This is a genomic window from Paracoccus aminovorans, from assembly GCF_001546115.1.
In the GTDB taxonomy this organism is placed as follows: Bacteria; Pseudomonadota; Alphaproteobacteria; order Rhodobacterales; family Rhodobacteraceae; genus Paracoccus; species Paracoccus aminovorans_B.
The window spans coordinates 1576270-1600169 of the sequence record NZ_KQ955208.1 but is presented as its reverse complement, the minus strand read 5'-3'; the positions used below and the strand labels follow the sequence as shown (position 1 = coordinate 1600169).

Here is a 23900-nt window from a genome sequence, read left to right as displayed (position 1 = left end):
CCCTGCTTCGCTGTAATTGGTTAATTTACTCCACGTCAACCGTTCGCGCCCGCTGGAAGCGCATCATGGTCTGCTGATGGTAGAGCTGACCCGGCTCCAGCCGGGCGGATGGATAGCCGGGCCGGTTCGGCGCATCGGGCCAGAGCTGCGATTCCAGCGCGATTCCGGCGTGGCGGCCATAGGGCCGGCCGGCAAGCCCGGGGGCGCCGGGGCCGAGGTGATTGGCGGTATAGACCTGGAGCCCCGGCTCGGTCGAGCGCAGGATCAGGCGCAGGTCTGCTGCCTGCAGCACCGCGGCCTGGCGCGGCCTGGCGTGGCGGGCCGGGGCGAGGCACAGGTTATGGTCGATGGCCGGTCCCGCCAGCCGCTCGCCCAGCCGCACCGGGCGGCGGAAGTCCAGCGCCGTGCCGCGCACCGGGGCCGGGGGGCCGAGCGGGATCAGGTCGGCATCCACCGGCAGGTAGTCCCGGGCCGGCACGCTCAGGCGATGCTCGGCCACGGTGTCGCGGCCGTCGAGGTTGAAATAGCTGTGCTGGGCGAAATTGCACAGCGTCGGCGCGTCCGAGGTGGCGAGGATGGTCAGCGAAAGCGTGGGCCCGGGCAGGATGCGATAGGTCGCGCGCACCAGCATGGTGCCGGGAAAGCCCATGTGACCGTCGGGCAGCAGGTCGATCAGCGTGACCATGTCCTCGGTCTGCTCGGCCAGGATCCAGTTGCGGGTGCCGCTGCCGTCGCTGCCGCCATGCAGGATGTGGCGCCCGTCCTGGTTGCGGTCAAACTGCAGCTCTTGCCCGTCGAGCACTGCGCGGGCCTGGCCGATGCGGTTGGCATAGCGGCCGACGATGGCGCCGAAATAGCGGCCCTCGTCCAGATAGGGGGCGAGCTGCGGATAGCCCAGCACCAGCGGATGCGCGACGCCCGCGAGCCGCAGATCCTGCAGCGAGGCGCCCAGAGTCATCACCGAGGCGGTCAGCCCGTGGCCCGAGATCGTGGCCCGCGTGACCGCCTGGCCATCGGGCAGCGTGCCGAAGGTCGCGCGCATCACGCCAGCACCCGCGGCTCGGGCCGGCCGCGCGCGGGGCCGGGGTCCAGCTGCCAGGTGCGGCCGTCCTGCGGGCCGTGGCGGCCCTCGGCGGCGCTCGTGACGATCAGCCGCGACAGGTCGCGGCCGGCGAAGCAGGGACAGCTGGGCTGGCTCGCCGGCAGGGTCAGGCGGCTGAGCAGCCGCCCGTCCGGCGCGTGGCAGACGACCGAGCCGCTGCCCCAGCGCGCGTTCCAGAACCGGCCCTGGTCGTCGGTCACCGCGCCGTCGGGGAACTGATCGGTGCCGGCGAGGTCGAGAAAGACCCGCGCCTGCCCCATGGGCCAGCCGTCCGGGTCCAGCGGCTGGCTCCAGACCGTCTGCGCGGCGGTATCCGCGAAATAGGCCAGCCGCCCGTCCGGCGCAAAGCAGATCGCATTCGGGATCGAGATTCCGACGCGAAGCTGGCGCAATTCGCCCCGGAAAAAGCGGTAGATCGCGCCCTGGCCGGTTTCGGCGCTGCGCGACATGGTGCCGATCCAGAAGCCGCCTTGCGGGTCGGCGCGGCCGTCGTTCGAGCGGTTGCCGGGGCGGTCGGGCTCCAGCGCCACCAGCCGCCTGGCCTCGCCATTCCTCAGGTCGAAGCGCAAGAGCGCGGTCTCGCTGGCGATCAGCAGGTGGTCGCGGTCGATCCAGCCGCAGGCCGAGACCATCTCGTCGAACTGCCATTCCAGCGGCGCGCCGTCCAGCTGCGACATCAGCCGCCGGCCGAGGATGTCGAACCAGAAGGGCTGCGCGCGCTCGGGGTGCCAGAAGGCGCCTTCGCCCAGCTCGCAGATGCGCGGGTCGAAGACCGCGGCGCTCATGCCAGGGCCTGCATGGCGGCGATGATCTCGCGGGCGCGGGTGGCGACGGTTTCGGCCGGGTCGCCCGGGCGATACAGCGCCGTGCCGATGCCGAAGCCCTGCGCCCCGGCAGCGTGCCATTCGGCGAAATTCTGCGGCCCGGCGCCGCCCACGGCATAGACCGGGATTTCGGGCGGCAGCACGGCGCGCAGCGCCTTCAGCGCCGCCGGGCCGGCCTGGTCGGCCGGGAACAGCTTCAGCCCGGTGGCGCCGGCGGCGATGGCGGCGAAACATTCCGTGGCGGTAAAGACGCCGGGCCAGCTTTCCAAGCCACGCGCCCGGGTCTCGCGGATCACCGCCGGATCGGCATTGGGCGAGACGATCATGCGGCCGCCGGCATCGGCGACGCGGCCGACCTGCTCCGGCGTCAGCACGGTGCCGGCGCCCAGCGTGGCCTGGCCGCCGAAGGCCGCCGCCATCAGCCGGATGCTTTCCAGCGGGTCGGGCGAGTTCAGCGGCACCTCGATGCGGGTGATGCCGGATTCGATCAGGGCGCGGGCGACGGACAGGGCCTCGGGCGGGGTCAGGCCGCGCAGGATGGCGATGATGGGCTGGGTCATGGGTCCTCGTGCAGAAGCCGGTGGGCGGCGGTCAGCCCGGCCAGGACCAGCGCACCGCCGTCCTGTCGCCGGGCCCGGGCGCCCTGTGCCAGCAAGAGCGTTTCGTAATGCGTCGTCAAGTCGGGGGCGCCGATCAGAACGACCTCGGCCCCAGTCCAGAACGGGCGGGCCGCGGCCAGTTCGGCGCCGATCAGCAGGCCGGAAAGCCGCCCGGCCGCCTGTTCCGGCGCCAGCCCATGCAGCAGCGCCCCGGCGCGCAGGGCGAAGAGCGCGGCCGGGACGCAGGCGGGATCGGCTAGCGCCTGCGCCCCGGCCTGGGTCAGCGCCTGGGCGTCGGGCGTGGCTTCGGCCTGGGTCAGGCGCAGCACGGATTGCCGGGCGAGCAGGGCGAAAAGCTCTCCGGTCATGAAGGTAGCGAAGCGGGCGACGGCGCCATCCGCGATCCGGACCCATTTGCTATGCGTGCCGGGCAGGCAGAGCACGCCGCGAAACCCGGGGCTCTGCGCCAGGAAACCGGCGATCTGGGTTTCCTCGCCGCGCATCACGTCGGGCGGGTCGGCCTGCGACAGGCCGGGCAGGATGCGCAGGTCCAGGCGCGGGTCCGTGACCGGGGGGCGGATCGCCTGCCGCGGGTCCAGGGCCGGGCAGGGGACGGGGCGATAGGCGGCCTCGGCCCAGCCGCCGCGGGCGCCGACCATGCCGCAGGCCAGGACCGGGATGGTGCCCTGGGCCGGCAGCCAGTCGGCGGCCAGCGCCAGCAGCGCCGGCTCGAACCCCTCGGGCTGAAGCCGGCCCATGCCCTGGTCCGAGGCGCGCGCCTGAAGCATCTGCGCGCCCTGCATGGCCCAGGCGCGCAGCCGGGTCGTGCCCCAGTCGACGGCGATCCAGTCGGGTGTCACGATTTCGACTTGTTCGAGACGTCGAAGATCACCGCGGCCATCAGCACCAGCCCCTTGATGACCTGCTGATAGTCGATGCCGATGCCCAGGATCGACATGCCGTTGTTCATCACCCCCATGATGAAGGCTCCGACCACCGCGCCGATCACCGTGCCGACGCCGCCCGCCATCGAGGCGCCGCCGATGAACACCGCCGCGATCACGTCAAGCTCGAAGCCGACGCCGGCCTTGGGCGTGGCCGAGTTCAGCCGGGCCGAGACCACCAGCCCCGCCAGCGCCGCCAGCATGCCCATGTTCATGAAGGTCAGGAACACCACCCGTTCCGAGTTGATGCCCGAGAGCTTGGCCGCCTTGGCATTGCCGCCGATGGCGAAGATGCGCCGGCCGATGGTCGTGCGTTCAGACAGGAAGGCGTAAAGCGCCACCAGCACCGCCATGACCATGAAGACATTGGGCAGGCCGCGGAAATTCGCCAGCGCCCAGGTCATCCAGACCATCGCCAGGAAGATCAGCGCGTTCTTGGCGGCGAAGAAGGCAAAGGGCTCGTCGGCGATGCCCACCGCCTCCTCGCGCTTGCGGCCGCGGATCTGCAGCCACAGGATCACCGCCGCCGCGCCCCAGCCCAGGATCAGCGACAGGGTGTTGGGCTTGTCCGGCCCGAACAGGTCCGGAATGAAGCCCGAGGCGATCATCTGGAAGCCGCGCGGGAAGGGGCCGATGTTCTGGCCCTGCAGGATCCACATGGTCAACCCGCGGAACACCAGCATCCCGGCCAGGGTGACGATGAAGCTGGGGATCTTCCAATAGGCGATCCAATAGCCCTGGATGCCGCCGATCACCGCGCCGGCGACCAGCGCCAGCACCACGACCAGCGGGATCGGCAGGCCCATGCGCACGATCATCAGCGCCGCCAGCGCGCCGACGAAGGCCGCGACCGAGCCGACCGACAGGTCGATATGGCCGGCCACGATCACCAGCAGCATGCCCACCGCCATGATGACGATATGGCTGTTCTGCAGGAACAGGTTGGTCAGGTTCACCGGCCGGAACAGGATGCCGCCGGTCACCACCTGGAAGAAGGCCATGATGATGATCAGCGCGAACAGGATGCCGTATTCGCGGATATTGCGGCGGATGAAGCCGAAGGTGTCGCCTTGGCGGGTCTCGGTCGTGTCAGACATGGGCGGCCTCTGCCTCGATTTCCTGGGCCGTGACCGATTCGTCGGTCAGGTCGTGGCCCGAGCGGATGATGATGGACATGATCTTTTCCTGCGTCGCCTCGGCGGTGGGCAGTTCGCCGACCAGCCGGCCCTCGTTCATGACCAGGATGCGGTCGGTGATGCCCAGAAGCTCGGGCATCTCGGACGAGATCACGATGATGGATTTCCCCGAGGCCGCCAGATCGCGGATGATGGTGTAGATCTCGTATTTGGCGCCGACGTCGATGCCGCGGGTCGGCTCGTCCAGGATCAGGATCTCGGGTTCGGAAAACAGCCATTTCGCCAGCACGACCTTTTGCTGGTTGCCGCCCGACAGGTTCACCGTCTTCTGCTCGACCGAGGGCGAGCGGATGTTGATGCGCTTGCGATAGTCGCGGGCGACGGCGCCCTCGCGCTGCCGGTCCACCACGCCGCGCGTGGAAATCCCCGCCAGGTTCGCCAGCGGGATATTGCGGCGGATCGAGTCCTCCAGCACCAGGCCCAGCGACTTGCGGTCCTCGGTCACATAGGCGAGCCCGGCGGCGATGGCCTTGGGCACCGTGGTCAGTTCGACCTCGCGGCCGTGGATGCGGACGCTGCCCGATTTCCAGTCGCCCATCGAGCGGCCGAAGAGGCTCATGGCAAGCTCGGTGCGGCCGGCGCCCATCAGCCCGGCGATGCCCAGCACCTCGCCCTGGCGCAGTTCGAAACTGGCATTCTTGACCAGCAGCCGCCCCTCGCGCAGCGGGTCGGCGACGTTCCAGTCGCGGACATGCATCACCACCTCGCCGACCTTCGGCTCGCGTGGCGGATAGCGGTCGTCCATGGCGCGGCCGACCATGTCGCGGACGATCTGCGATTCCGCGACCATGCCGTCGTGATGCGCCACGGTCGAGCCGTCGCGCAGCACGGTGATGCTGTCGCAGACCTGGCTGATTTCGTTCAATTTATGCGAGATCAGGATCGCCGTCATGCCCTGGTCGCGGAACCCCGCCAGCAGGCGCAAGAGCGCGTCGCTGTCATGTTCGTTCAGCGAACTGGTCGGTTCGTCCAGGATCAGCAGGTCGACCTTTTTCGACAGCGCTTTGGCGATCTCGATCAGCTGCTGCTTGCCCATGCCGAGGCTGCCGACCTTGGTTTCCGGGCTTTCGCGCAGGCCCACCTTGGCCAGCAGCTCGGCGGTGCGGCGGTTGGTTTCCTGGCGGTCGATGACGCCGCGCGTGGCAATCTCGTTGCCCAAGAAGATGTTTTCGGCGATCGACATCTGCGGCACCAGCGCCAGTTCCTGGTGGATGATGACGATGCCCTTTTCCTCGCTGTCCTTGATGTCTCGGAAGGCCATGGGCTGGCCGTTGTACAGGATCTCGCCCTGGTAGCTGCCATGCGGATAGACGCCCGAAAGCACCTTCATCAGCGTGGACTTGCCGGCGCCGTTTTCGCCGACCAGGGCGCGGATCTCGCCCCGGCGCACGGTCATGTTGACGTTGTCGAGTGCCTTGACCCCGGGGAATTCCTTGGTGATCCCCCGCATTTCCAGAATGGCGTCCATCCCGGTCCCCCCTTCTTAGGAAGCGCGCCGCCGGTCGGGCCGGCGGCGCGCGCCAGGATCACTTGAGCTGGTCTTCGGTATAGTAGCCCGAGCCGACCAGGACCTCTTGCAGGTTCTTCGCGGTGACGGCGACCGGCTCCAGCAGGAACGAGGGCACGACCTTGACGCCGTTGTCATAGGTCTTGGTGTCGTTGACCTGCGGTTCCTCGCCCTTGATCATGGCGTCGACCATGCCGACGGTGACTTTCGCCAGCTCGCGGGTGTCCTTGAAGATGGTCGAATACTGCTCGCCCGCCTGGATCGACTTGACCGATTGCAGCTCGGCGTCCTGGCCGGTGACGATGGGCATCTTCATGTCGCCCGAGCCGTAGCCGACGCCCTTCAGCGAGGACAGGATGCCGATGGACAGCCCGTCATAGGGCGAGAGCACCCCGTTCACATGCTTGTCGGTGTAGTTGGCCGACAGGATGTTGTCCATGCGCGACTGGGCGGTGGCCGGGTCCCAGCGCAGCGTGCCGACCTTGTCCATGCCCATCTGCCCCGAGGGGATCACGATCGAGCCGTCGTCGATCAGCGGCTGGATCACCGACATGGCGCCATCGTAGAAGAAGAAGGCGTTGTTGTCGTCGGGCGAGCCGCCGAATAGCTCGACGTTCCAGGGCTTCACGTCAGGGAAATTGGCCTTCAGCCCCTCGACCAGCGTATTGGCCTGCTCGACGCCGACCTTGAAGTTGTCGAAAGTGGCGTAATAGTCGATGTCCGGCGTGTCGCGGATCAGCCGGTCATAGGCGATGACCTTGATGTCGGCGGCCTTCGCATTGGCAAGCGCATTCGACAGCGTGGTGCCGTCGATGGCGGCGATCACCAGCACGTTCACGCCCTTGGTGATCATGTTCTCGATCTGCGACAGCTGGTTCGGGATGTCGTCATCGGCATATTGCAGGTCGGTCTGGTAGCCGGCTTCCTGGAACTGCTTGACCATGTTGTTGCCGTCGTCGATCCAGCGCGCCGAGGTCTTGGTCGGCATCGAGATCCCGACCATGCCTTCGGCCGCGGCCAGCCCCGGCAGAGACAGCACCGCGACCGAGGCCAGCGCCCCGGCGAGTTTCCTGAGATTCAGCATGACTCCTCCCTATCGATTCCCTGTCGATTGCGCGCCGTGCCGGTGGCCGCCTCCACGGTCCTGTCCGGCCGGAGCCTTCCCTTGTGTCGGCGCGGGACGCGAATGCGGGCGGGCCCGGACATTCGGCGCCGCAACGGTCATGGACCGCCGGCCTGAACGCGAGGCTAGTCCTGCCCGATATGTCCGTCAAATATTCTGAAAGAAGATCTGCATATCAAAATCGTCATGATGGTTGGCGCTAACATGGCCGGAGCGGGAATTCCGTCAGCCGTCGCCCAGCAGGTCGGACCACTCGGGATGGCGCTCGAACTGGGCGCGGACATAGCTGCAGGCCGGCACGATCATGACGCCGCGTGCGCGGGCATCGGCAATCAGCCGGCGCACCATGGCGGCGGCGACGCCGGTGCCGCGCATGGCGTCGGGGGCATAGGTGTGGTCGGCGACGATGATGCCCGGGCCGCCGTTGCGCCAGGTTAGCTCTGCCTCGCCCGAGACGCCGGGCAGGCTGACGACATAGCGGCCGGAACTGCCATAGTCCTCATGGGCGACGGGGATGGTGGGTTGGCTCATGCGATTGCTCCGTGTTGATGCGGCGGAGGTAACGCATGAAAGCCGGGCCGGATCCGTGACGTTGCGCCATCGGACCCCGGCCCGCGGCGGCACTCAGGCGCGCTCGGAATATTCGAACAGTTCGGTATTGATGACGATGGCCTCGTCCACGCCGACGAAGGGCGGGATCATCACCCGCACGCCATTGTCCAGGATCGCCGGCTTGAAGCTTTTCGCGGCGGTCTGGCCGTTCAGCACCGGCTCGGTCTCGGCGACCTTGCAGATCACTTTCTGCGGAATGCGCACCGACAGCGCCTCGTCGCCGTAATATTCCACGGCGGCCATCATGCCGTCCTGCAGGAAGGGGCGGCGGTCGCCCAGCAGGTCGGCGTCCAGCTCGGTCTGCTCGAAGGTCTCGCTGTCCATGAAGACCAGCTTGCCGTCTGTTTCGTAAAGGAATTGCTGGTCCTTGAACTCCAGATGGACCTGCTCGACCTTGTCCTCCGAGCGGAAGCGTTCGTTCAGCTTGCGGCCATCGCGCAGGTTCTTCAGCTCGACCTGGGCGAAGGCGCCGCCCTTGCCGGGCTTGACGTGGCTGACCTTGACCGCGGCCCAGAGCCCGCCGTCATGTTCCAGGACGACACCCGGCTTGATTTCGTTGCCATTGATCTTGGCCATTCGGATTACCTTGGAAATATTGAGGAATCATTGGCGGGTCACGGGGTTGAACCGCCTTTGCGGGGACCTATATCCATTGCCGTGTCCCAAGGCAACCGAAACGCCTTTACGGCGTTGTCAAGGGCGGCAGGGGGTGTCCAACTGTCGCAAGATCGTTGCTTTTCGCGGTTATTGAGGCTAATCCGCCGGGGCTTGCATCTGGTGCATGGCGGTCATGCGGCGCAGGGCATACCGAATCACGGCACGGATCGGCTAAGCCGGCCCCTGCCGCCTAACGAGGCAAGAGGTGCAGCGAGTTTGGCAATAAGGCCAGGCTGCAAGGCAATAAAAGAACAACAGGATAACGAATATGCGCGATTTCGTGGATGGCTCGGCTTTCAATTTCGAACAAGGTCAGCGTGCCCGCAAGCTGTTTGCGGCCGTGGTGCTGGCTGCGCTCGACGACGCGATCGCGGATGACAAGAAATATGGCAACGGCCCCGACCAGATCGCCCGCTGGGCGCGCTCGCGCGATGGGCGCGAGGTGCTGTCCTGCGCCGGCATCGACCCGAACGAGCGGGTGGTGAAGGGCCTGATGGAATTCGTCGCCAAGGGCGTGCGCACCTCGGTCGCGCTGTCGCGCGAGGAAAGCGAGCGTCGCCACGCCGCCGAGGAAGCCGAAGCGGCCTGAGCCCCCTCGCAACCGCGCCTTTCCGGCCGTCCTTCGGGGCGGCCTTTCTTATTGGAACAGGTGCAGCGCCAGCGGTGCGATGATCGAGGTCAGCACCGCGTTCAGCCCCATGCCGATGCCGGCGAAGGCACCTGCGGTCTCGTTCACCTGGAAGGCGCGGGCGGTGCCGATGCCATGCGCGGCCACGCCCAGCGAAAAGCCGCGCGCGCGCCAGTCCCGGATCCCCAGCGCGTTCAAGAGCGGCGTGGCGATGATCGCGCCGAAGATCCCGGTCAGCAGCACCAGCACGGCGGTGATCGTCGGCTCGCCCCCCAGCCCCTCGGCGATGCCGATGGCGACCGGGGCGGTGGTCGATTTCGGCGCGAGGCTGGCCAGCATCACCTCGTTCAGCCCGAAGGCCTTGCCGATCGCCAGCACCGAGACCACCGCCGTCACCGAGCCGGCGACCAGCGCCGCGACCAGCGGAGCCAGGGCTTTGCGCACCCGGCGCAGGTTGTCGTAAAGCGGCATCCCCAGCGCGACCGTGGCCGGGCCCAGCATGAAATGCACGAATTGCGCGCCCTCGAAATAGGTCTGGTAGCCGGTCCCGGTCAGCCACAGCACCAAGGACAGCAGGATCACCGCGACCAGCACCGGATTGGCCCAGCTTTGCCGGTTCATGCGGCGAAAGAAGCTGTCGCCCAGGAAATAGGCGATCAGCGTCGCGGTCAGCCACAACAGCGGCTCTTGCGAGAGATAGCTCCAGATCAGCGCGGCGTCGGTCATTCCTCGGCCCCGCCCCGCCAGCGCACCACGGCGGCAAAGACCAGCGCGCCCACGGCGATGGCCAGCGCCGTCGAGACGGTCAGCGCCAGCACGATGGCCAGCGCGTCGTCGCGGAACTGGCCCAGATGCGCGATGACGCCGACCCCGGCCGGCACGAAGAACAGCGACAGGTTCGCCAAGAGGCCGGTGACGACCGGGCGCAGCATCTCGGCCAGCGCCGGGCGCAGGGCACAGCTGCCGACCAGCAGCAGAAGCCCCAAGACGGGCCCGGGCAGCGGCAGGCCCAGGCCGCGGGTGGCGACCTCACCGACAAGCTGGAACGACAGAAGGATGGCAAGCGCAGGGATCATGGCGGCAGGTTAGCACCGCCTTGGTCTTGTGTTGAGCCCTTAAATCTTGTGGATAACCGGGCCGATCCCGCCACATCTGGGGGTTTCGGTTGACTTTGCGGGTGCGATTGCCAAGAATTCCCCAATTCTGCCCCAGCCGGATGGCCGCTTTTGCGCTTTGACCGCCTTCGCCTCAACGGATTCAAGAGCTTCGTGGACCCGACCGACCTGGTCATCCACGAGGGCCTGACCGGCGTGGTCGGCCCGAACGGCTGCGGCAAGTCGAACCTGCTGGAGGCGCTGCGCTGGGTCATGGGCGAGAACCGCCCCACCGCCATGCGCGGCGAGGGCATGGAGGACGTGATCTTTGCCGGCACCGCGCGCCGCTCGGCCCGCGCCCATGCCGAGGTCACGCTGACCATCGACAACCACGACCGGCTGGCCCCCGCCGGCATGAACGATGCCGACACGCTGGACATCACCCGCCGCATCACCCGCGACGCCGGCTCGGCCTATCGCATCAACGGCAAGGAGGTGCGGGCGCGGGACGTGCAGATGCTGTTCGCGGATGCCTCGACCGGAGCGCATTCGCCGGCGCTGGTGCGGCAAGGGCAGATTTCCGAACTCATCAACGCCAAGCCCAAGGCGCGCCGACGGATTCTGGAAGAGGCGGCGGGGATCTCGGGCCTTTACCAGCGCCGGCACGAGGCGGAGCTGAAGCTGAATGCGGCCGAGGCCAACCTGACCCGCGTCGACGATACGCTGGACCAGTTGTCCACCCAAGCCGCCAGTCTCGCTCGCCAGGCCCGCGCCGCCGCGCGCTATCGCGAGATCGGCGCCGCCCTGCGCCGGGCCGAGGGGGTGCTGCTCTATCGCCGCTGGGCCGAGGCCGAGCAGGTCAAGGCGGCCACGGCCGAGGCCCTGCGCGAGGCGATCCGGACGGCGGGCGAGGCCGAGGCGCAGGCCCGCCGCGCCATCGCCGGCCGCGAAGAGGCCGAGGCGAAGCTGCCGCCCCTGCGCGAAGAAGAGCAGGTCGCGAGCGCCATCCTGTCCCGCGCCACCATCGAGCGCGAGGCGCTGGACGAGGCCGAGGCCCGCGCGAGCCAGGCGATCCAGACCCTGCTGGCGCGCATCGCCCAGCTCGACCGCGACATCGAGCGGGAATCGGCGCTGAACCGCGACGCGGGCGAGGTGGTCGACCGGCTGGAATGGGAAAAGCGCGAACTCGACAAGGCCGGGCAGGGGCATGACGACCGGCTGGCCATCGCCTCGGAAGCCGCCGACGAGGCCGCCGAGGCCTTGCGCGAGGTCGAGGCCAAGCTGGCCGAGCTGACCGACGAATCCGCCCGGCTGGCCGCGCGGCACCATTCGGCCGAGCGGCTGGCCCATGACCTGCGCCAGATGCTGGACCGTGCCACCCGCGCCGCCGCCGAGGCCGAGGCCGCCGTAGCCCGCGCCGCCGACACCGGCGCCGAGGCCGAGGCCGCGCGCGAGGCCGCCGAAGAGGCGCAGGAGGCCGCCCGCGACCGCGTCGAGCAGGCCGAGGACCGGCTGGCCGCTGCCGAGGAAACCCGCGCCGGGCTGGAGGCCGAGGAAGCCGAGGCCCGCGCCGCCCGGGCCGAGGCCGAAGGCGAGGTCTCGGCGCTGAATGCCGAGATGGCGGCGCTGAAGCGGCTGGTGGAGCGCGGCCAGGGCGGCGGCGCGGTGCTGGATCTGGTGCGCGTGGCGCGCGGCTATGAGGCGGCCTTTGGCGCGGCGCTGGGCGATGATCTGCGCGCCGGGCTGGCGACCGAGGGCTCGGGCTGGCACGCGCTGCCGCCCTATGACGAAGCCATGCCGAATACGCTGGCCGCGCATGTCGAGGCCCCGGCCGCGCTGGCCCGGCGGCTGTCGCAGGTCGGGCTGGTGGCCGATGCCGCGACCGGCGCGGCGCTGCAGGCCGGCTTGCTGCCGGGGCAGCGGCTGGTCACGCGGGAGGGCGATCTGTTCCGCTGGGACGGGCTGCGGGTGATGGCGGGCGAGGCCTCGTCCGCCGCGACGCTGCATCTGCAGAAGGTCAACCAGCTGGCCGAGCTGACCGCCCAGGCCGAGGCGGCGCAGGAGCGTGCCGCGCGTACACAGGCCGTACACCAGGCGTCCCGCGACCGTCATGTCGCCGCGACCGAGGCCGAGAAACGTGCCCGCGACGACCGGCGCGAGGCCGAGCGCGGCTTGTCCGACGCCGTGCGCGCCGTGACCCGGGCCGAATCCGACCTGTCCATGGCGCAAAGCCGCGCCGAATCGGCCCGGGCCGAACTGGCGCGCCACCGCGACGACGCCGCGGATGCGAGAACGCGGCTGGCCGAGGCCGAGCGCGCGCTGGCCGAGCTGCCCGACCGCGGCGCCGCGGCGGCGGCGGTGGAATATGCCCGCACCGGCGTCGAGGCGGCGCGCATCGCCACCATGACCCGGCGCGGCGCGCTGGAGGAGTTGCGGCGCGAGGCCCAGGCCCGCACGAAACGCCAGCAGGAAATCGCCAAGGAGGAATCCGGCTGGCGCCTGCGGCTGGACCAGGCCGGCAGCCGTGCGGCCGAACTCTCGGCCCGGCGCGAGGCCGCCGCCGAGGAGCTGGAAGCGGCCGAGGCCCAGCCCGAGATCCTGGCCGAGCGCCGCGCGGTTCTGACCGAGGCCGAGGCGCAGGCCAGCGCCCGGCTGGCCCGTGCGCGCGCCGCGCTGTCCGCCGCCGACCAGGCGCTGCGCCTGGCCGCCGAGACCGAGCGCGACGCCGAGCGCACCGCCTCGGACGCGCGCGAGACGCGCGCCGCGCGCGAGGCCCGCGCCGAGGCCGCGACCGAGGCCGAATCCGCCGCCAAGGCGCGCATCCACGAGGAACTGGAGGCCACGCCGCAATCGCTGCTGCAACTGCTGGGCGAGGTCGAGGACATCGCTCCCGAGGCGCTGGAGGAGCAGATCGCCCGCCTGCGCCAGCAACGCGACGCCCTGGGCGCCGTCAACCTGCGCGCCGACGAGGACAAGCGCGAGCTGGAAACCGAGCGCGACCGGCTTGCCGCCGAAAAGACCGACCTGACCGAGGCGATCCGCAAGCTGCGCCAGGGCATCGGCAGCCTGAACCGCGAGGGGCGCGAGCGGCTGCTTTCGGCCTTCGATACCGTCAACGCCAATTTCACCACGCTGTTCACGCATCTGTTCGGCGGCGGCGAGGCGCGGCTGGTGCTGGTCGAATCCGACGACCCGCTGGAGGCCGGGCTGGAGATCATGTGCCAGCCTCCCGGCAAGAAACTCAGCACGCTCAGCCTGCTCTCGGGCGGCGAGCAGACGCTGACCGCGCTGGCGCTGATCTTTGCCGTCTTCCTCGCCAATCCGGCGCCGATCTGCGTGCTGGACGAGGTGGACGCGCCCCTGGACGACGCCAACGTCACCCGGTTCTGCGACCTGATGGACGAGATGACGCGGCGCACCGACACGCGCTTCCTGGTCATCACCCACCATGCCGTGACCATGGCGCGCATGGACCGGCTGTTCGGCGTCACCATGGTCGAACAGGGCGTCAGCCAGCTGGTTTCCGTGGACCTGAAACGCGCCGAGGCTCTGGTCGCCTGACGCGCGATGCGCTATCAGCGCTGAGCTTCCCCGGAGTCCGTGATGCGTGCCCTGTTTCCCCTCGCCATTCTGGCGTTTCTTCCGGTTTTTCCGGCCATGGCCGAGCTTTCCGCGCCGGTGCTGGGCGATCCCAAGCAGATCGGCGAGCTGATGGCGCAAAGCGGGCTGCCGGTCAGCCGGGGCGCCGATCTGGAAGGGCTGCCGGTGCTGGAAAGCCAGATCGACGACATTCGCTTCAACGTCTATTTCTACGACTGCCAGCCGCTGTGCCAGCGGATGCAATTCGTGTCGGGCTTCACCCTGCCGGCGCCGATGACGCCGCAGCTGGCCAATCAGTGGAACCTGTCGAACCCGTTTGCGACAGTCGTGGTGTCGGATAGCGGCGACGCCTTCCTGGAAATGGACATTGGCCTTGCGGGCGACGGCATCGGGCGCAAGAATTTCGACGAGACGCTGGCGAGCTGGCGGCTCGCCATGAGCGAATTCCGCGATTACATCGACTGGTAGGAGGATGCGATGACCATCGAGACGAAACTGGCAGAGCTTGGGATCACGCTGCCCGACGCCCCGGCGCCGGCGGCGAACTATGTCCCTTACGTGATCTCGGGGCAGATGCTGTTCGTCTCGGGGCAGATCTCGGCCGCCAAGGGCCGGGTCGGCGCGGAGCTGACCACGGCCGAGGGCGCCGAGGCGGCGCGCGGCTGCGGGCTGTCGCTGCTGGCGCAGGCCAAGGCGGCGCTGGGCTCGCTGGACCGGGTCAAGCGCGTGGTCAAGCTGGGCGGCTTCGTCAACTCGACCGGCGATTTCACCGAACAGCCCGAGGTCATCAACGGCTGCTCGGACCTGATGGTCCAGGTCTTTGGCGACAAGGGCCTGCACGCCAGGGCCGCCGTCTCGGCCCCGGCGCTGCCGCGCGGCGTCGCGGTCGAGATCGAAGCCATCTTCGAGATCGAATGATGGGCCTGCATCCCGATTTCCTGCGCCTGCCCATCGCGCATCGCGGGCTGCACAGTGACAGCCGGCCGGAAAACAGCATGGCGGCGTTCCGCGCCGCCATCGCCGAGGGCTATGCCATCGAATGCGACATCCAGCGCGCCATGGACGACACCCCCATGGTGTTCCACGACTACGAACTGGCGCGGCTGACCGATATCGAGAACGGCACCGTTGCCGCCAGCACCCCGGCGCAGCTGGCGCGGCTGCACCTGCTGGAAACCGACGAGACCATCCCGACCCTGCGCGAGATGCTGGACGAGGTCGCCGGCCGGGTGCCGCTGCTGATCGAGATCAAGGATCCGACCATCGCCTCGGGGCTCGAGGTGGGGGCGCTGCCGCGCCGGGTGGCCGAGGCCTTGGCCGGCTATGACGGGCCGGTCGCGGTCATGTCCTTCAACCCGCATGTCGTCGCGGCCTTCCACGAGGCGGCGCCCGAGATCGCGGTCGGGCTGACCACCTGCGGCTATGAGGAGGGCGAGTGGCAGATGCTGGACGAGGCGGCGCGCGCCCGGCTGGCGGCGATCGCGGATTTCGACGCTGTGGGCGCCAGCTTCATCTCGCATGACCGGGTCGATCTGGGCAATCCGGCGGTGGCGGCGCTGAGGGCGCGCAATGTGCCGGTGCTGTGCTGGACCATCCGCAGCCCGGCTGAAGAAGCCGAGGCGCGGCGCGTCGCCGACAACATCACCTTCGAGCATTACCGGCCCGAAACGGCCTGAAGAAACCGCCTGAATCCGCCGCCGCCCGCTGACAAAGCCGGGCGGCGCGCCTATGTTTCGCCGCATGAGCGAAATGACCGTCTCCGTCCTGCCCGCGATCTCTGCCCTGCCCGCCGCCGAATGGGACGGCTGCGGTGCGGCGGCGAATCCCTTCACCACGCATCGCTTCCTGTCGGCGCTGGAGGCGTCCGGCTCGGTCGGCGAGGGCACGGGTTGGTACCCCTCGCATCTGGTCGCGCGGGTCGATGGCCGCGTCGCGGGCGTCGCGCCCTGCTATCTGAAGACCCACAGCCAGGGCGAATACATCTTCGACCACGCCTGGGCGCAGGCTTATGAGCGTGCCGGCGGGCGCTATTACCCCAAGCTGCAATGCGCGGTGCCCTTTACCCCGGTGACCGGGCCGCGGCTGATCGCGCCCGAGGCGCCGGTGCGGCTGGCGCTGCTGCAGGCCATGGCGCAGATCGCCCGGCAATCCGGCCTGTCGGGCGCGCATGTCACCTTCTGCACCGAAGCCGAGGCAGAGCTGGCCGAACCCGCCGGCTTCCTGTCCCGCGCCAGCGAGCAGTTCCACTGGCTGAACCAGGGCTATGGCACGTTCGAGGATTTCCTGGCGCAGCTGTCGTCGCGCAAGCGCAAGGCGATCCGCAAGGAACGCGAGCGGGCGCAGGGTTTCGGCGGCACCATCCGCAGCCTGCGCGGCGACGAGATCGAGCCCGCGCATTGGGACGCCTTCTGGGGCTTCTACCAAGACACCGGCGGGCGCAAATGGGGCCGGCCCTATCTGACGCGGGCCTTCTTCGACCGGCTGCACGAGACCATGCGCGACGATTGCCTGCTGGTCCTGGCCGAGCGCGACGGCCGTCCCATCGCCGGGGCGCTGAACCTGATCGGGCCGGACGCGCTTTACGGCCGCTATTGGGGCGCGGTCGAGGACCACCCCTTCCTGCATTTCGAGCTGTGCTATCACCGCGCCATCGACTGGGCCATCGCGCATGGCCTGGCGCGGGTCGAGGCCGGGGCGCAGGGCGAGCACAAGCTGGCGCGCGGCTACCTGCCGACCCGGACCCATTCGCTGCATTGGGTGCGCGACCAGGGCTTCCATGACGCCATCGCCGATTTCCTGCACCGCGAGCGGCAGGCGGTGGACGCCGAGATGGGCTATCTGGCCGAGCTTGGCCCGTTCCGGCGCGGCGAGATCTCGCCCTAGGGCCGCTTGATCTGCCGGAACGCGGCCGAGGCGCCCCAGCCCGCCGCCACCGCGATGGCCAGCGACATGATGCCGTAAAGGAATGGCTGGTCCAGCGCCAGGCGATAGAGCCAGCGCTCCAGCCCGACCTTGCGCACCTCGATCGGGGCGCGGAAACTGTCGGTGACCAGCCCGTCGCGCAACAGGAAGATGCGGGTGCTGTAGAAGCCCTCGATCAGGTTGGCGGGCAGGCGCACATCGGCGCGAAACAGCGTCTGCTGCGCCAGCAGCACGGCGCCGTCGTCCTGGCGATACAGGTCGGCGCGCCGGCGCAGGCGCACGAAGGCCTCGGTATAGGGCACCACGTCGGGGACGTCGGCCTGGCCGGAAAAGGCCCGCATCGCCAGCGGGATCGAGATGCGGAAGCGCTGGTCGTCCTTGGGGTTCAGGATCCGGCCCAGCGGCCGCGTCGTCGCCACCACGTAGAAGCTGGGCGCCGCGCCGATGCCGACCCGGCCGGTATTGACCCAGACGCCGAAGCGCCGCTCCTTGTGGCGCACGGTGATGGCGCGGGCCGGCCCCTCGACCGTGACGATCACGTCCAGCGGCTCGCCGGGCGGGATCGGCGTCTCGCGCTTGATGGCGCCGTAGATGATGATGTCCGAACCGTCGAAATTCGTGGTGATGTCGACGTCGTCGCGCGACAGGCCAGCGACGATCCGCTCGGGCGGTTCCGGCCGCTCGGCCTCTTGCGCCGACAGCGGCAGCGCCAGGAGCAGCGGGGCCAGCCAGGCCAGGGCGGCGCGCCGGATCATTTCAGGATCCCCGGCGTGATGGAATAGAGGTCGTCCGGGCGCAGGAACAGGTCCAGCGCCAGCTTGCCGCAGACCGCCAGCACCAGAAGCGCCAGCAGGATGCGCAGCTGCTCGGCCCGCAGCCGGGCGCCGTAATGCGTGCCGACCTGCGCGCCGATGACGCCGCCGACGATCAGCAGCACCGCCAGCATCACGTCGACCGTGTTCGACGAGACCGCGTGCATCAGCGTGGTATAGGCCGACAGGAAGGTGATCTGGAACAGCGAGGTGCCGATGACCACCTTGGTCGGCATGCCCAGCAGATAGATCATCGCCGGCACCATGATGAAGCCGCCGCCGACCCCCATGATCGCGCCCAGCACGCCGACAGCCGCCCCGACCAGCAGCACCGGGATCGCGCTGATATACAGGCCCGAGGCGCGGAACTTCATCTTCAGCGGCCATTTGTGCACCCAGCCGTGCTGGTTGCGGCGCATCGGCTTCAACGGCCCGCTGACCCGGGTGCGGCGCAGCGCGCGCAGGCTTTCCTGCAGCATCATCGCCCCGATCAGGCCCAGGAACACGACATAGCAGAGCTGCACCACCAGATCGACCTGGCCAAGCCGCGACAAGAGGTTGAACAGCAGCACCCCCAGCGACGAGCCGACGAGGCCGCCGCCCAGCAGGACCCAGCCCATGCGGAAATCGACGGTCTTGCGCTTCACATGCGCCAGCACGCCGGAAAAGGACGAGGCCACGACCTGGTTCGCGCCGGTCGCCACCGCGATGGCCGGCGGGATGCCGATGAAGAACAGAAGCGGCGTGATCAGGAAGCCGCCGCCGACGCCGAACAGGCCCGACATCAGCCCGACAATGCCGCCCAGGCCGACCAGCGTGAAGCTGTTGACCACCACCTCGGCGATGGGAAGATAGATCTGCATATCCTGCCCGGCCCGTTTCTTCCCCTGATCCTGCCTCGGCCCGGGCTTCGCGTCAAACGTCCCGCGCATGTCGCCTGCGGGTTGTCGCAGCGCCGTGGCATGGATAAGCATTGCACCACCGGCAGATAACCGGCGATGATGCGGGCGGCACCGGCGCTGCCCGCGCGCGTCGCCGCACAGGGACGAACATGCGCATTCTGATCACCAATGACGACGGCATCAACGCTCCGGGCCTCGTGACCCTGCACGAGATCGCGACTGAGGTCGCCGGTCCCGGCGGCGAGGTCTGGACCGTGGCCCCCGCCTTCGAGCAATCGGGCGTGGCGCATTGCATCAGCTATGTCCACCCGACGCTGATCGCCGAGCTGGGCCCGCGCCGCTTTGCCGCCGAGGGTTCTCCGGCCGATTGCGTGCTGGCGGCCATGGACGTGATGAAGGACAACCCGCCCGACCTGGTGCTGTCGGGCGTGAACCGGGGCAACAACTCGGGCGAGAACGTGATGTATTCCGGCACCGTCGGCGGCGCGATGGAGGCGGCGCTGCAAGGCCTCCCCGCCATCGCGCTGTCGCAATACATGGGCAGCCGCACCGCCGGGCTGGAGGATCCGTTCGAATGCGCCCGGGTGCACGGGCCGCGGCTGATCCGGCGGCTGCTGGACCATGGCGACTGGACCTCGGACGCGGATTTCCGGCTGTTCTACAACCTGAACTTCCCGCCCTGCGATGCGGGTTCGGTCAAGGGCACCCGCGTCGCGCCGCAGGGCCGCCGCCACGGCGTGCGCTTCGAGATCGAGCCCTATCATGCGCCGAACGGCCGGCGCTTCCTGTGGGTGATGGGCGGCTCGCAGACCGCGCCGGCGACGCCGGACAGCGACGTGGACGCGAACATGCGCGACTATATCTCATTGACGCCGATGCGGCCGGACCTGACCTGTCACAAGACCCTGGCCGAACTCTGCGGCCTGCTGGACGAGGGCTGAACCCGGGCATGAGCGACGATCCCCAGACTGCCGAACGCAAGATGCGCTTCCTGTTCGCGCTGCGGCAGCGCGGGGTCACCGATCCGCGCGTGCTCGAGGCGATGGAGCGCATCGACCGCGGCGAATTCGTGCGCGGCCATTTCGAGGATCGCGCCTATGACGACACGCCGCTGCCGATCCCCTGCGGCCAGACCATCAGCCAGCCCTCGGTCGTCGGGCTGATGACCCAGGCCCTGCAGGTCGGGCCGCGCGACAAGGTGCTGGAGATCGGCACCGGCTCGGGCTATCAGGCGGCGATCCTGTCGCTTTTGTGCCGCCGGGTCTATACGCTGGACCGCCACCGCCGGCTGGTCGCCGAGGCCGAGGCGATCTTCCGCCATTTCGGCCTGACCAACATCACCGCCATGGTTGCCGACGGCTCGCACGGGCTGCCCGAGCAGGCGCCCTTTGATCGCATCATGGTGACGGCGGCGGCCGAGGATCCACCCGGGCCGCTCTTGGCGCAGTTGAAGATCGGCGGTATCATGGTGGTGCCGGTCGGGCAGTCGGATGCGGTGCAGACGCTGATCCGGGTGCGGCGCGACGAAAACGGCTATGATTACGACGAATTGCGGCAGGTGCGCTTCGTGCCGCTGGTCGAGGGGTTGGGACAGACATGACCCCCGGCCGTACTGAGTGAGGAACGGGCAGATGGCGAAAATCAGGCAATGGGCGCTGGCCGCCGGCGCCGTGGCGGGCTTGGTCTCCTGCGGGCCGCAGGGCGGGCTGGATTTCAGCAATTTCGACCCCGACCTGCGCGGCTGGGGCGGCGGCTTCGACACCGCTCAGGCGGCGGCGCAGGCGCAACCGCGGCCGGCCCCGGACCAGCGCGGGGTGATCTCCTATCCCGGCTACCAGGTCGCCATCGCCCGCCAGGGCGATACGGTCGCCACCATCGCGGCGCGGCTGGGGCTGAACGCCGGCGAGCTGGCGAGCTACAATGCGATCAATGCCAATACCGTGCTGAACCCCGGCGCCGTGGTCGCCCTGCCGCGCCGGGTGGCGGGCGGAGCGCCGGTCGCCACCTCGACCGGAATGGTCAGCGATCCCTTCGCCGGCCAGGGCGTCCGGCAGCCGGCGGCGGCTGGGGGCACGGGCACGCCGACCCAGCCGGCGGCAAGCCAGCCGCGCCAGCATGTCGTCGCCACCGGCGAAACCGCCTGGTCCATCGCCCGCAAATACAATGTCTCGGTCAATGACCTGGCCGCGTGGAACGGGCTGTCGTCGTCGATGACGCTGCGCACCGGGCAGCGGCTGCTGATCCCGGTGGCGGGCGGCAAGGCGCCCTCGGCCACCGCGGTGGTGACCGCGCCCGGCAGCGGCAGCCCGACGCCGCGCCCGCCCTCCTCGGCCGAGCCGCTGCCCAGCGAAAGGACCACGCCCGCCGGCAGCCCGGTGGCGAAGCCCGCAAGCCCGGACCTGGGCAAGACGCGCACCGCCGCCTCGGGCAATGGCCGGTTCCGCATGCCCGCCAATGGTGCGATCATCCGCACCTATCAGAAGGGCAAGAACGAAGGCATCGACATCTCGGCCGCTGCCGGCAGCACGGTGGCCGCCGCCGGGTCGGGGACCGTGGCGGCGATCACCCGCGACACGGACAATGTGCCGATCGTGGTGGTGCGTCATGACGGCAACCTGATGACCGTCTATGCCGGCCTTGAGGATGTCGCCGTCAGCAAGGGCCAGGCCGTCAGCGCCGGCACGAGCCTCGGCAAGGTGCGCAGCCAGGGCGTCGTGCATTTCGAGGTCCGCAACGGCTTCGACAGCGTCGATCCCGAGAAATACCTGAACTGAACGGGGCAGGGCCAAAGGCAGTCCGGGTCAGGGGGCTGGAGGCTGGGTCGGTGCGGCGCCGCGAAGCCGGTGCCCTTGGGGCCGCTTTGGGCCGATGGCCCGGCGCGAGCCGCCGCTGCCGGTCCCGCTGGCGCCCCGCGTCGTTTTGCGATGCCCGAACGCCGCAGCTTTGCCGCCCTCATCGGCGGGCCATGCCGCAGCCCTGCGGCTGCGCGGCGACGCGGCGGTTCCGATCCGGGGATGCGGGACCGCCGGTCGGGGCCGTCATTCCTGTTCGCACATCTGGCGCAGGGTCAGTTCGATCTCGTGACGGATCATCTGTTGCAGGTTGCGGCTCAGCCGGTTGCCGATCTCGCCCTGCAACTCCTGGCGGATCGCCTCGCGGATCATGCCGCGCAGGTGGGTGCCCTTCTGGGTGTCCTTGTCCTGCGGCGCGAACAGGTGCTGTTCGCTTTCGCGGTTCAGCGCCTCGGCGGCGGCATGCGCCTCGGCCAGGGGATTGATCGGGGTCACGGTGGAATGTGCATGCAGCATGGTTTCCTCCATTTGCGCGTTTGTGGTGGTGGTGTGTTCGAAGAAGGGGCCGAAGGCCTGGATCGGCTCGGCGGCCGTGTCCGGCGATGCGGTTTCGACGGGATCGTCCGCGCCGGCCTCGGCCGCAAGCGGCTGCGGCCAGGCGGCGGCAAAGGCCGCATGGGTCGGTCCGGTCAGGGGCAGCTTCAGCCAGTCGCCGAAGTCGCTGTTCTGGGCCTCCGGCTGGGGTTCGGGCTGGGCCGGGGCTTCGGCCACGGGTTCCGCCATGGCTTCGTCCATGACATCCGCCGGCATGGCTGACAGCATTTCCGTCCCGCGTTCCGCCACCGCCGTCTCCGGGTCGGCCGCCGCGGCGGTGGTTTCGCGCGCCTCCTCATCCGCAGCGGTGGCGATCAGGTCGGTGCTGTCCAGCACCAGCGGCGCAGCCGCGGGCGGGACCGGAGCCATCGGCTCGACGCGGATGCGCGGCGCGATGTCCTGGGCGGGAAGCGTGTTCAGCGCCTGGTTCGGGATGCGGCAGCCCGCCTCATCCTGGGCGATGAGCCGGCGAATCGAGGCCAGCACGTCGCCGACATTGTCCGCCCCGGGGGGCGGCGCCGGATGGCGCATCAGCTCATGCTGCATGATGCGCCCCCGGATTCGAGGGCGGGCTCAGTCCCTGCCGATCGCGCGCAAGACGCGGTCGAGGCTTTCGCCCTGCCTGCTGGTAAAGGGTGCGTCCTGCACCGCATTGTAATAGGCCGATGGGTCATAGGTCGGTATCCCCAGTTTCAGGTTTTCCACCGTCAACAAACCCATAGCGGACAATAGTTGATAATGTGCTAACTGGAGATTGGCTTCCGCCGTAATCTTGTTCGCGCGGGCCTCCAGCAGCGATTGTTCGGCGTCCAGGACGTCCAAAGTCGTCCTTGCGCCCAGCGTCGCCTCTTCGCGCACGCCGTTATAGGCCTGCTGCGCGGCAACGATCTGTTCATCGATGGCGCGAATCTGCGCCCGGGCCACGTCGATTCCCGCCCAGGCGGTGCCGACGGCCTGATCGACCTGGCGCGAGACGTTCAGCAGCGCCGCCCGGACCGAATCACGCTGCGCCATTGCCTTGCGATGCGCGGCGGGCAGGCGGCCGCCGGAATAAATCGTCTGCGACAGGCTCAGCGACACCGAGGCGCTGTCCCGGGACGTAGAGCTCGCCCCGCCCAGGACACCCTGCGAGCGGCTATGCTGCTTGGTCAGCCCGGCCGAGCCGGTCAGCTCGGGGTTGCGCTCGGCGGCGGCGGCGGCGACGCCCAGCTCGGCGGCGGCGGCCTCGCGCTGGGCTTGGCGGATTAGTGGATGGGTGCGCCGGCCGATGTCGCGCGCCGTCTCCAGCGTCGCCGGCAGCTTGGGCGAGGGCGGCGGCGGCGCCAGCGTGCCCGGCATCTTGCCGGTGGCGGCGCGGTAATTCTCGCGCGCGATCTGCAGGTCGCCTTCGGCCGAGGCGAGGCTGGCGCGGGCCTCGGCCAGCGCGGCATCGGCCTGCGCCACGTCGGTCTGGGTGATCTCGCCCACGTCGAAACGGTCGGTGGCGGCCTGCTGTTCCTGGCCGATCACCCGCACGGAATTGGCCTGCAACTCGACCTGCTCGGTGGCGCTGCGCACGTTCAGATAGGCCTCGACCGCGCCCAGCAGCACGTCCTGCTCGACGCCCACCAGTGCGGCGCGGGTGCCGAGCACGCTTTCCTTGGCGATGTCGATGGCAATGGCGCTGCGGCCCCAGTCGTAGAGCGTCATCGAGGCCTGCAGCCCGATGCCGGCGCTGTTGGCGTCGAAGCCCTCGATGTTCTGATAGGTGTATTCGGCGACCCATTGCAGCACCGGGCGCAGGGCGGCGATGGCGGCCGCCGCATCCTCGTCCGCGGCGCGCAGCACGGCGCGGTTCTGGTCCAGCAGCGCCGAGTGGCGATAGGCATCGACCATGGCGTCGGCCAGGGTCTCGGCCGTGGCGGGCAGCGCGGTCGCCCCCGCCAGCAGGGCCGCCAGCAGCGGGCGCCGCCATTTCCTCAGCGTATCGCGAAACATGCCATGGCCTTTCCT

The 23900-nt window shown here is 69.3% G+C and carries 24 protein-coding genes; 9 read left to right on the top strand and 15 right to left on the bottom strand.

Annotation, left to right across the window (positions count from 1 at the left end; all coding sequences use genetic code 11):
• Positions 1–25: 25 nt before the first annotated feature.
• The 9 genes from ASV56_RS08245 to efp form a co-directional block, all read right to left on the bottom strand.
• Positions 26–1042, bottom strand: a complete 1017-nt coding sequence (locus tag ASV56_RS08245; RefSeq protein WP_062561548.1) for an aldose epimerase family protein — start codon at positions 1040–1042, stop codon at positions 26–28.
• Positions 1042–1887, bottom strand: a complete 846-nt coding sequence (locus ASV56_RS08240; protein WP_062561547.1) for an SMP-30/gluconolactonase/LRE family protein — start codon at positions 1885–1887, stop codon at positions 1042–1044. Before ASV56_RS08240 ends, ASV56_RS08245 begins: the two co-directional genes overlap by 1 nt.
• Complete coding sequence (locus ASV56_RS08235) at positions 1884–2486, bottom strand: 2-dehydro-3-deoxy-6-phosphogalactonate aldolase (protein ID WP_062561546.1); 603 nt, start codon at positions 2484–2486, stop codon at positions 1884–1886. Before ASV56_RS08235 ends, ASV56_RS08240 begins: the two co-directional genes overlap by 4 nt.
• Positions 2483–3385: a 2-dehydro-3-deoxygalactonokinase gene (locus ASV56_RS08230; RefSeq protein ID WP_062561545.1), complete on the bottom strand. Its 903-nt coding sequence runs from the start codon at positions 3383–3385 to the stop codon at positions 2483–2485. The genes ASV56_RS08235 and ASV56_RS08230 overlap by 4 nt, the downstream gene beginning before the upstream one ends.
• Positions 3382–4566: a multiple monosaccharide ABC transporter permease gene (gene mmsB, locus ASV56_RS08225; RefSeq protein WP_062561544.1), complete on the bottom strand. Its 1185-nt coding sequence runs from the start codon at positions 4564–4566 to the stop codon at positions 3382–3384. Before mmsB ends, ASV56_RS08230 begins: the two co-directional genes overlap by 4 nt.
• On the bottom strand, positions 4559–6133 hold the full coding sequence (gene mmsA, locus ASV56_RS08220) for a multiple monosaccharide ABC transporter ATP-binding protein (RefSeq protein WP_062561543.1): 1575 nt from the start codon (positions 6131–6133) through the stop codon (positions 4559–4561). The genes mmsB and mmsA overlap by 8 nt, the downstream gene beginning before the upstream one ends.
• A 58-nt stretch (positions 6134–6191) precedes the next feature.
• Positions 6192–7256, bottom strand: coding sequence for a multiple monosaccharide ABC transporter substrate-binding protein (gene chvE / locus ASV56_RS08215; protein ID WP_062561542.1), 1065 nt, complete (start codon positions 7254–7256; stop codon positions 6192–6194).
• A gap of 264 nt (positions 7257–7520) precedes the next feature.
• Complete coding sequence (locus tag ASV56_RS08210; RefSeq protein ID WP_062561541.1) at positions 7521–7826, bottom strand: GNAT family N-acetyltransferase; 306 nt, start codon at positions 7824–7826, stop codon at positions 7521–7523.
• A 93-nt stretch (positions 7827–7919) separates the two neighbouring features.
• On the bottom strand, positions 7920–8483 hold the full coding sequence (gene efp, locus ASV56_RS08205) for an elongation factor P (RefSeq protein WP_062561540.1): 564 nt from the start codon (positions 8481–8483) through the stop codon (positions 7920–7922).
• A gap of 349 nt (positions 8484–8832) precedes the next feature.
• On the opposite strand from efp, the gene ASV56_RS08200 reads away from it, so the two are divergent.
• On the top strand, positions 8833–9153 hold the full coding sequence (locus tag ASV56_RS08200) for a DUF6280 family protein (protein WP_020951971.1): 321 nt from the start codon (positions 8833–8835) through the stop codon (positions 9151–9153).
• 48 nt (positions 9154–9201) lie between these two features.
• On the opposite strand, the gene ASV56_RS08195 is transcribed toward ASV56_RS08200, so the two are convergent.
• On the bottom strand, positions 9202–9918 hold the full coding sequence (locus ASV56_RS08195; protein ID WP_017999148.1) for an LrgB family protein: 717 nt from the start codon (positions 9916–9918) through the stop codon (positions 9202–9204).
• Positions 9915–10268: a CidA/LrgA family protein gene (locus ASV56_RS08190; RefSeq protein WP_062561539.1), complete on the bottom strand. Its 354-nt coding sequence runs from the start codon at positions 10266–10268 to the stop codon at positions 9915–9917. Before ASV56_RS08190 ends, ASV56_RS08195 begins: the two co-directional genes overlap by 4 nt.
• A gap of 150 nt (positions 10269–10418) precedes the next feature.
• On the opposite strand from ASV56_RS08190, the gene ASV56_RS08185 reads away from it, so the two are divergent.
• The 5 genes from ASV56_RS08185 (at position 10419) to ASV56_RS08165 (ending at position 16769) form a co-directional block, all read left to right on the top strand.
• Complete coding sequence (locus ASV56_RS08185) at positions 10419–13847, top strand: chromosome segregation SMC family protein (protein WP_062561538.1); 3429 nt, start codon at positions 10419–10421, stop codon at positions 13845–13847.
• A gap of 42 nt (positions 13848–13889) precedes the next feature.
• The gene (locus tag ASV56_RS08180) at positions 13890–14354 is read left to right on the top strand and encodes a YbjN domain-containing protein (protein WP_062561537.1); all 465 of its coding nucleotides are present in this window, start codon (positions 13890–13892) and stop codon (positions 14352–14354) included.
• A gap of 9 nt (positions 14355–14363) precedes the next feature.
• Positions 14364–14804: a RidA family protein gene (locus ASV56_RS08175; RefSeq protein WP_062561536.1), complete on the top strand. Its 441-nt coding sequence runs from the start codon at positions 14364–14366 to the stop codon at positions 14802–14804.
• Positions 14801–15562 (top strand): glycerophosphodiester phosphodiesterase family protein, encoded by a 762-nt coding sequence (locus tag ASV56_RS08170; RefSeq protein ID WP_062561535.1) that lies wholly within the window; start codon positions 14801–14803, stop codon positions 15560–15562. Before ASV56_RS08175 ends, ASV56_RS08170 begins: the two co-directional genes overlap by 4 nt.
• Positions 15563–15626: 64 nt before the next feature.
• Positions 15627–16769 (top strand): GNAT family N-acetyltransferase, encoded by a 1143-nt coding sequence (locus tag ASV56_RS08165; protein ID WP_062562283.1) that lies wholly within the window; start codon positions 15627–15629, stop codon positions 16767–16769.
• On the opposite strand, the gene ASV56_RS08160 is transcribed toward ASV56_RS08165, so the two are convergent.
• Complete coding sequence (locus tag ASV56_RS08160; RefSeq protein ID WP_062561534.1) at positions 16766–17563, bottom strand: TIGR02186 family protein; 798 nt, start codon at positions 17561–17563, stop codon at positions 16766–16768. The two genes, ASV56_RS08165 and ASV56_RS08160, sit on opposite strands and share 4 nt — an antisense overlap.
• Positions 17560–18483 carry a sulfite exporter TauE/SafE family protein gene (locus tag ASV56_RS08155; RefSeq protein ID WP_062561533.1) on the bottom strand — a complete coding sequence of 308 codons (924 nt, stop codon included), beginning with the start codon at positions 18481–18483 and terminating at the stop codon, positions 17560–17562. Before ASV56_RS08155 ends, ASV56_RS08160 begins: the two co-directional genes overlap by 4 nt.
• A 188-nt stretch (positions 18484–18671) precedes the next feature.
• Between ASV56_RS08155 and surE the strand changes: the two genes are divergently transcribed.
• The 3 genes from surE to ASV56_RS08140 are packed head-to-tail and all read left to right on the top strand — an operon-like array spanning position 18672 to position 21296.
• Entirely contained in the window at positions 18672–19463 is a 792-nt protein-coding gene (gene surE, locus ASV56_RS08150; protein WP_062561532.1) for a 5'/3'-nucleotidase SurE, read from the top strand.
• 8 nt (positions 19464–19471) lie between these two features.
• Positions 19472–20122, top strand: coding sequence for a protein-L-isoaspartate(D-aspartate) O-methyltransferase (locus ASV56_RS08145; protein ID WP_062561531.1), 651 nt, complete (start codon positions 19472–19474; stop codon positions 20120–20122).
• Positions 20123–20153: 31 nt separating this feature from the next.
• On the top strand, positions 20154–21296 hold the full coding sequence (locus tag ASV56_RS08140; protein ID WP_082724762.1) for a LysM peptidoglycan-binding domain-containing protein: 1143 nt from the start codon (positions 20154–20156) through the stop codon (positions 21294–21296).
• A gap of 264 nt (positions 21297–21560) precedes the next feature.
• Here the strand turns inward: ASV56_RS08140 and ASV56_RS08135 are convergent, their stop codons facing one another.
• Both ASV56_RS08135 and ASV56_RS08130 read right to left on the bottom strand, forming a co-directional pair.
• On the bottom strand, positions 21561–22454 hold the full coding sequence (locus tag ASV56_RS08135) for a hypothetical protein (protein ID WP_062561530.1): 894 nt from the start codon (positions 22452–22454) through the stop codon (positions 21561–21563).
• 27 nt (positions 22455–22481) lie between these two features.
• Positions 22482–23885 (bottom strand): TolC family outer membrane protein, encoded by a 1404-nt coding sequence (locus ASV56_RS08130; protein ID WP_062561529.1) that lies wholly within the window; start codon positions 23883–23885, stop codon positions 22482–22484.
• Positions 23886–23900 lie beyond the last annotated feature (15 nt).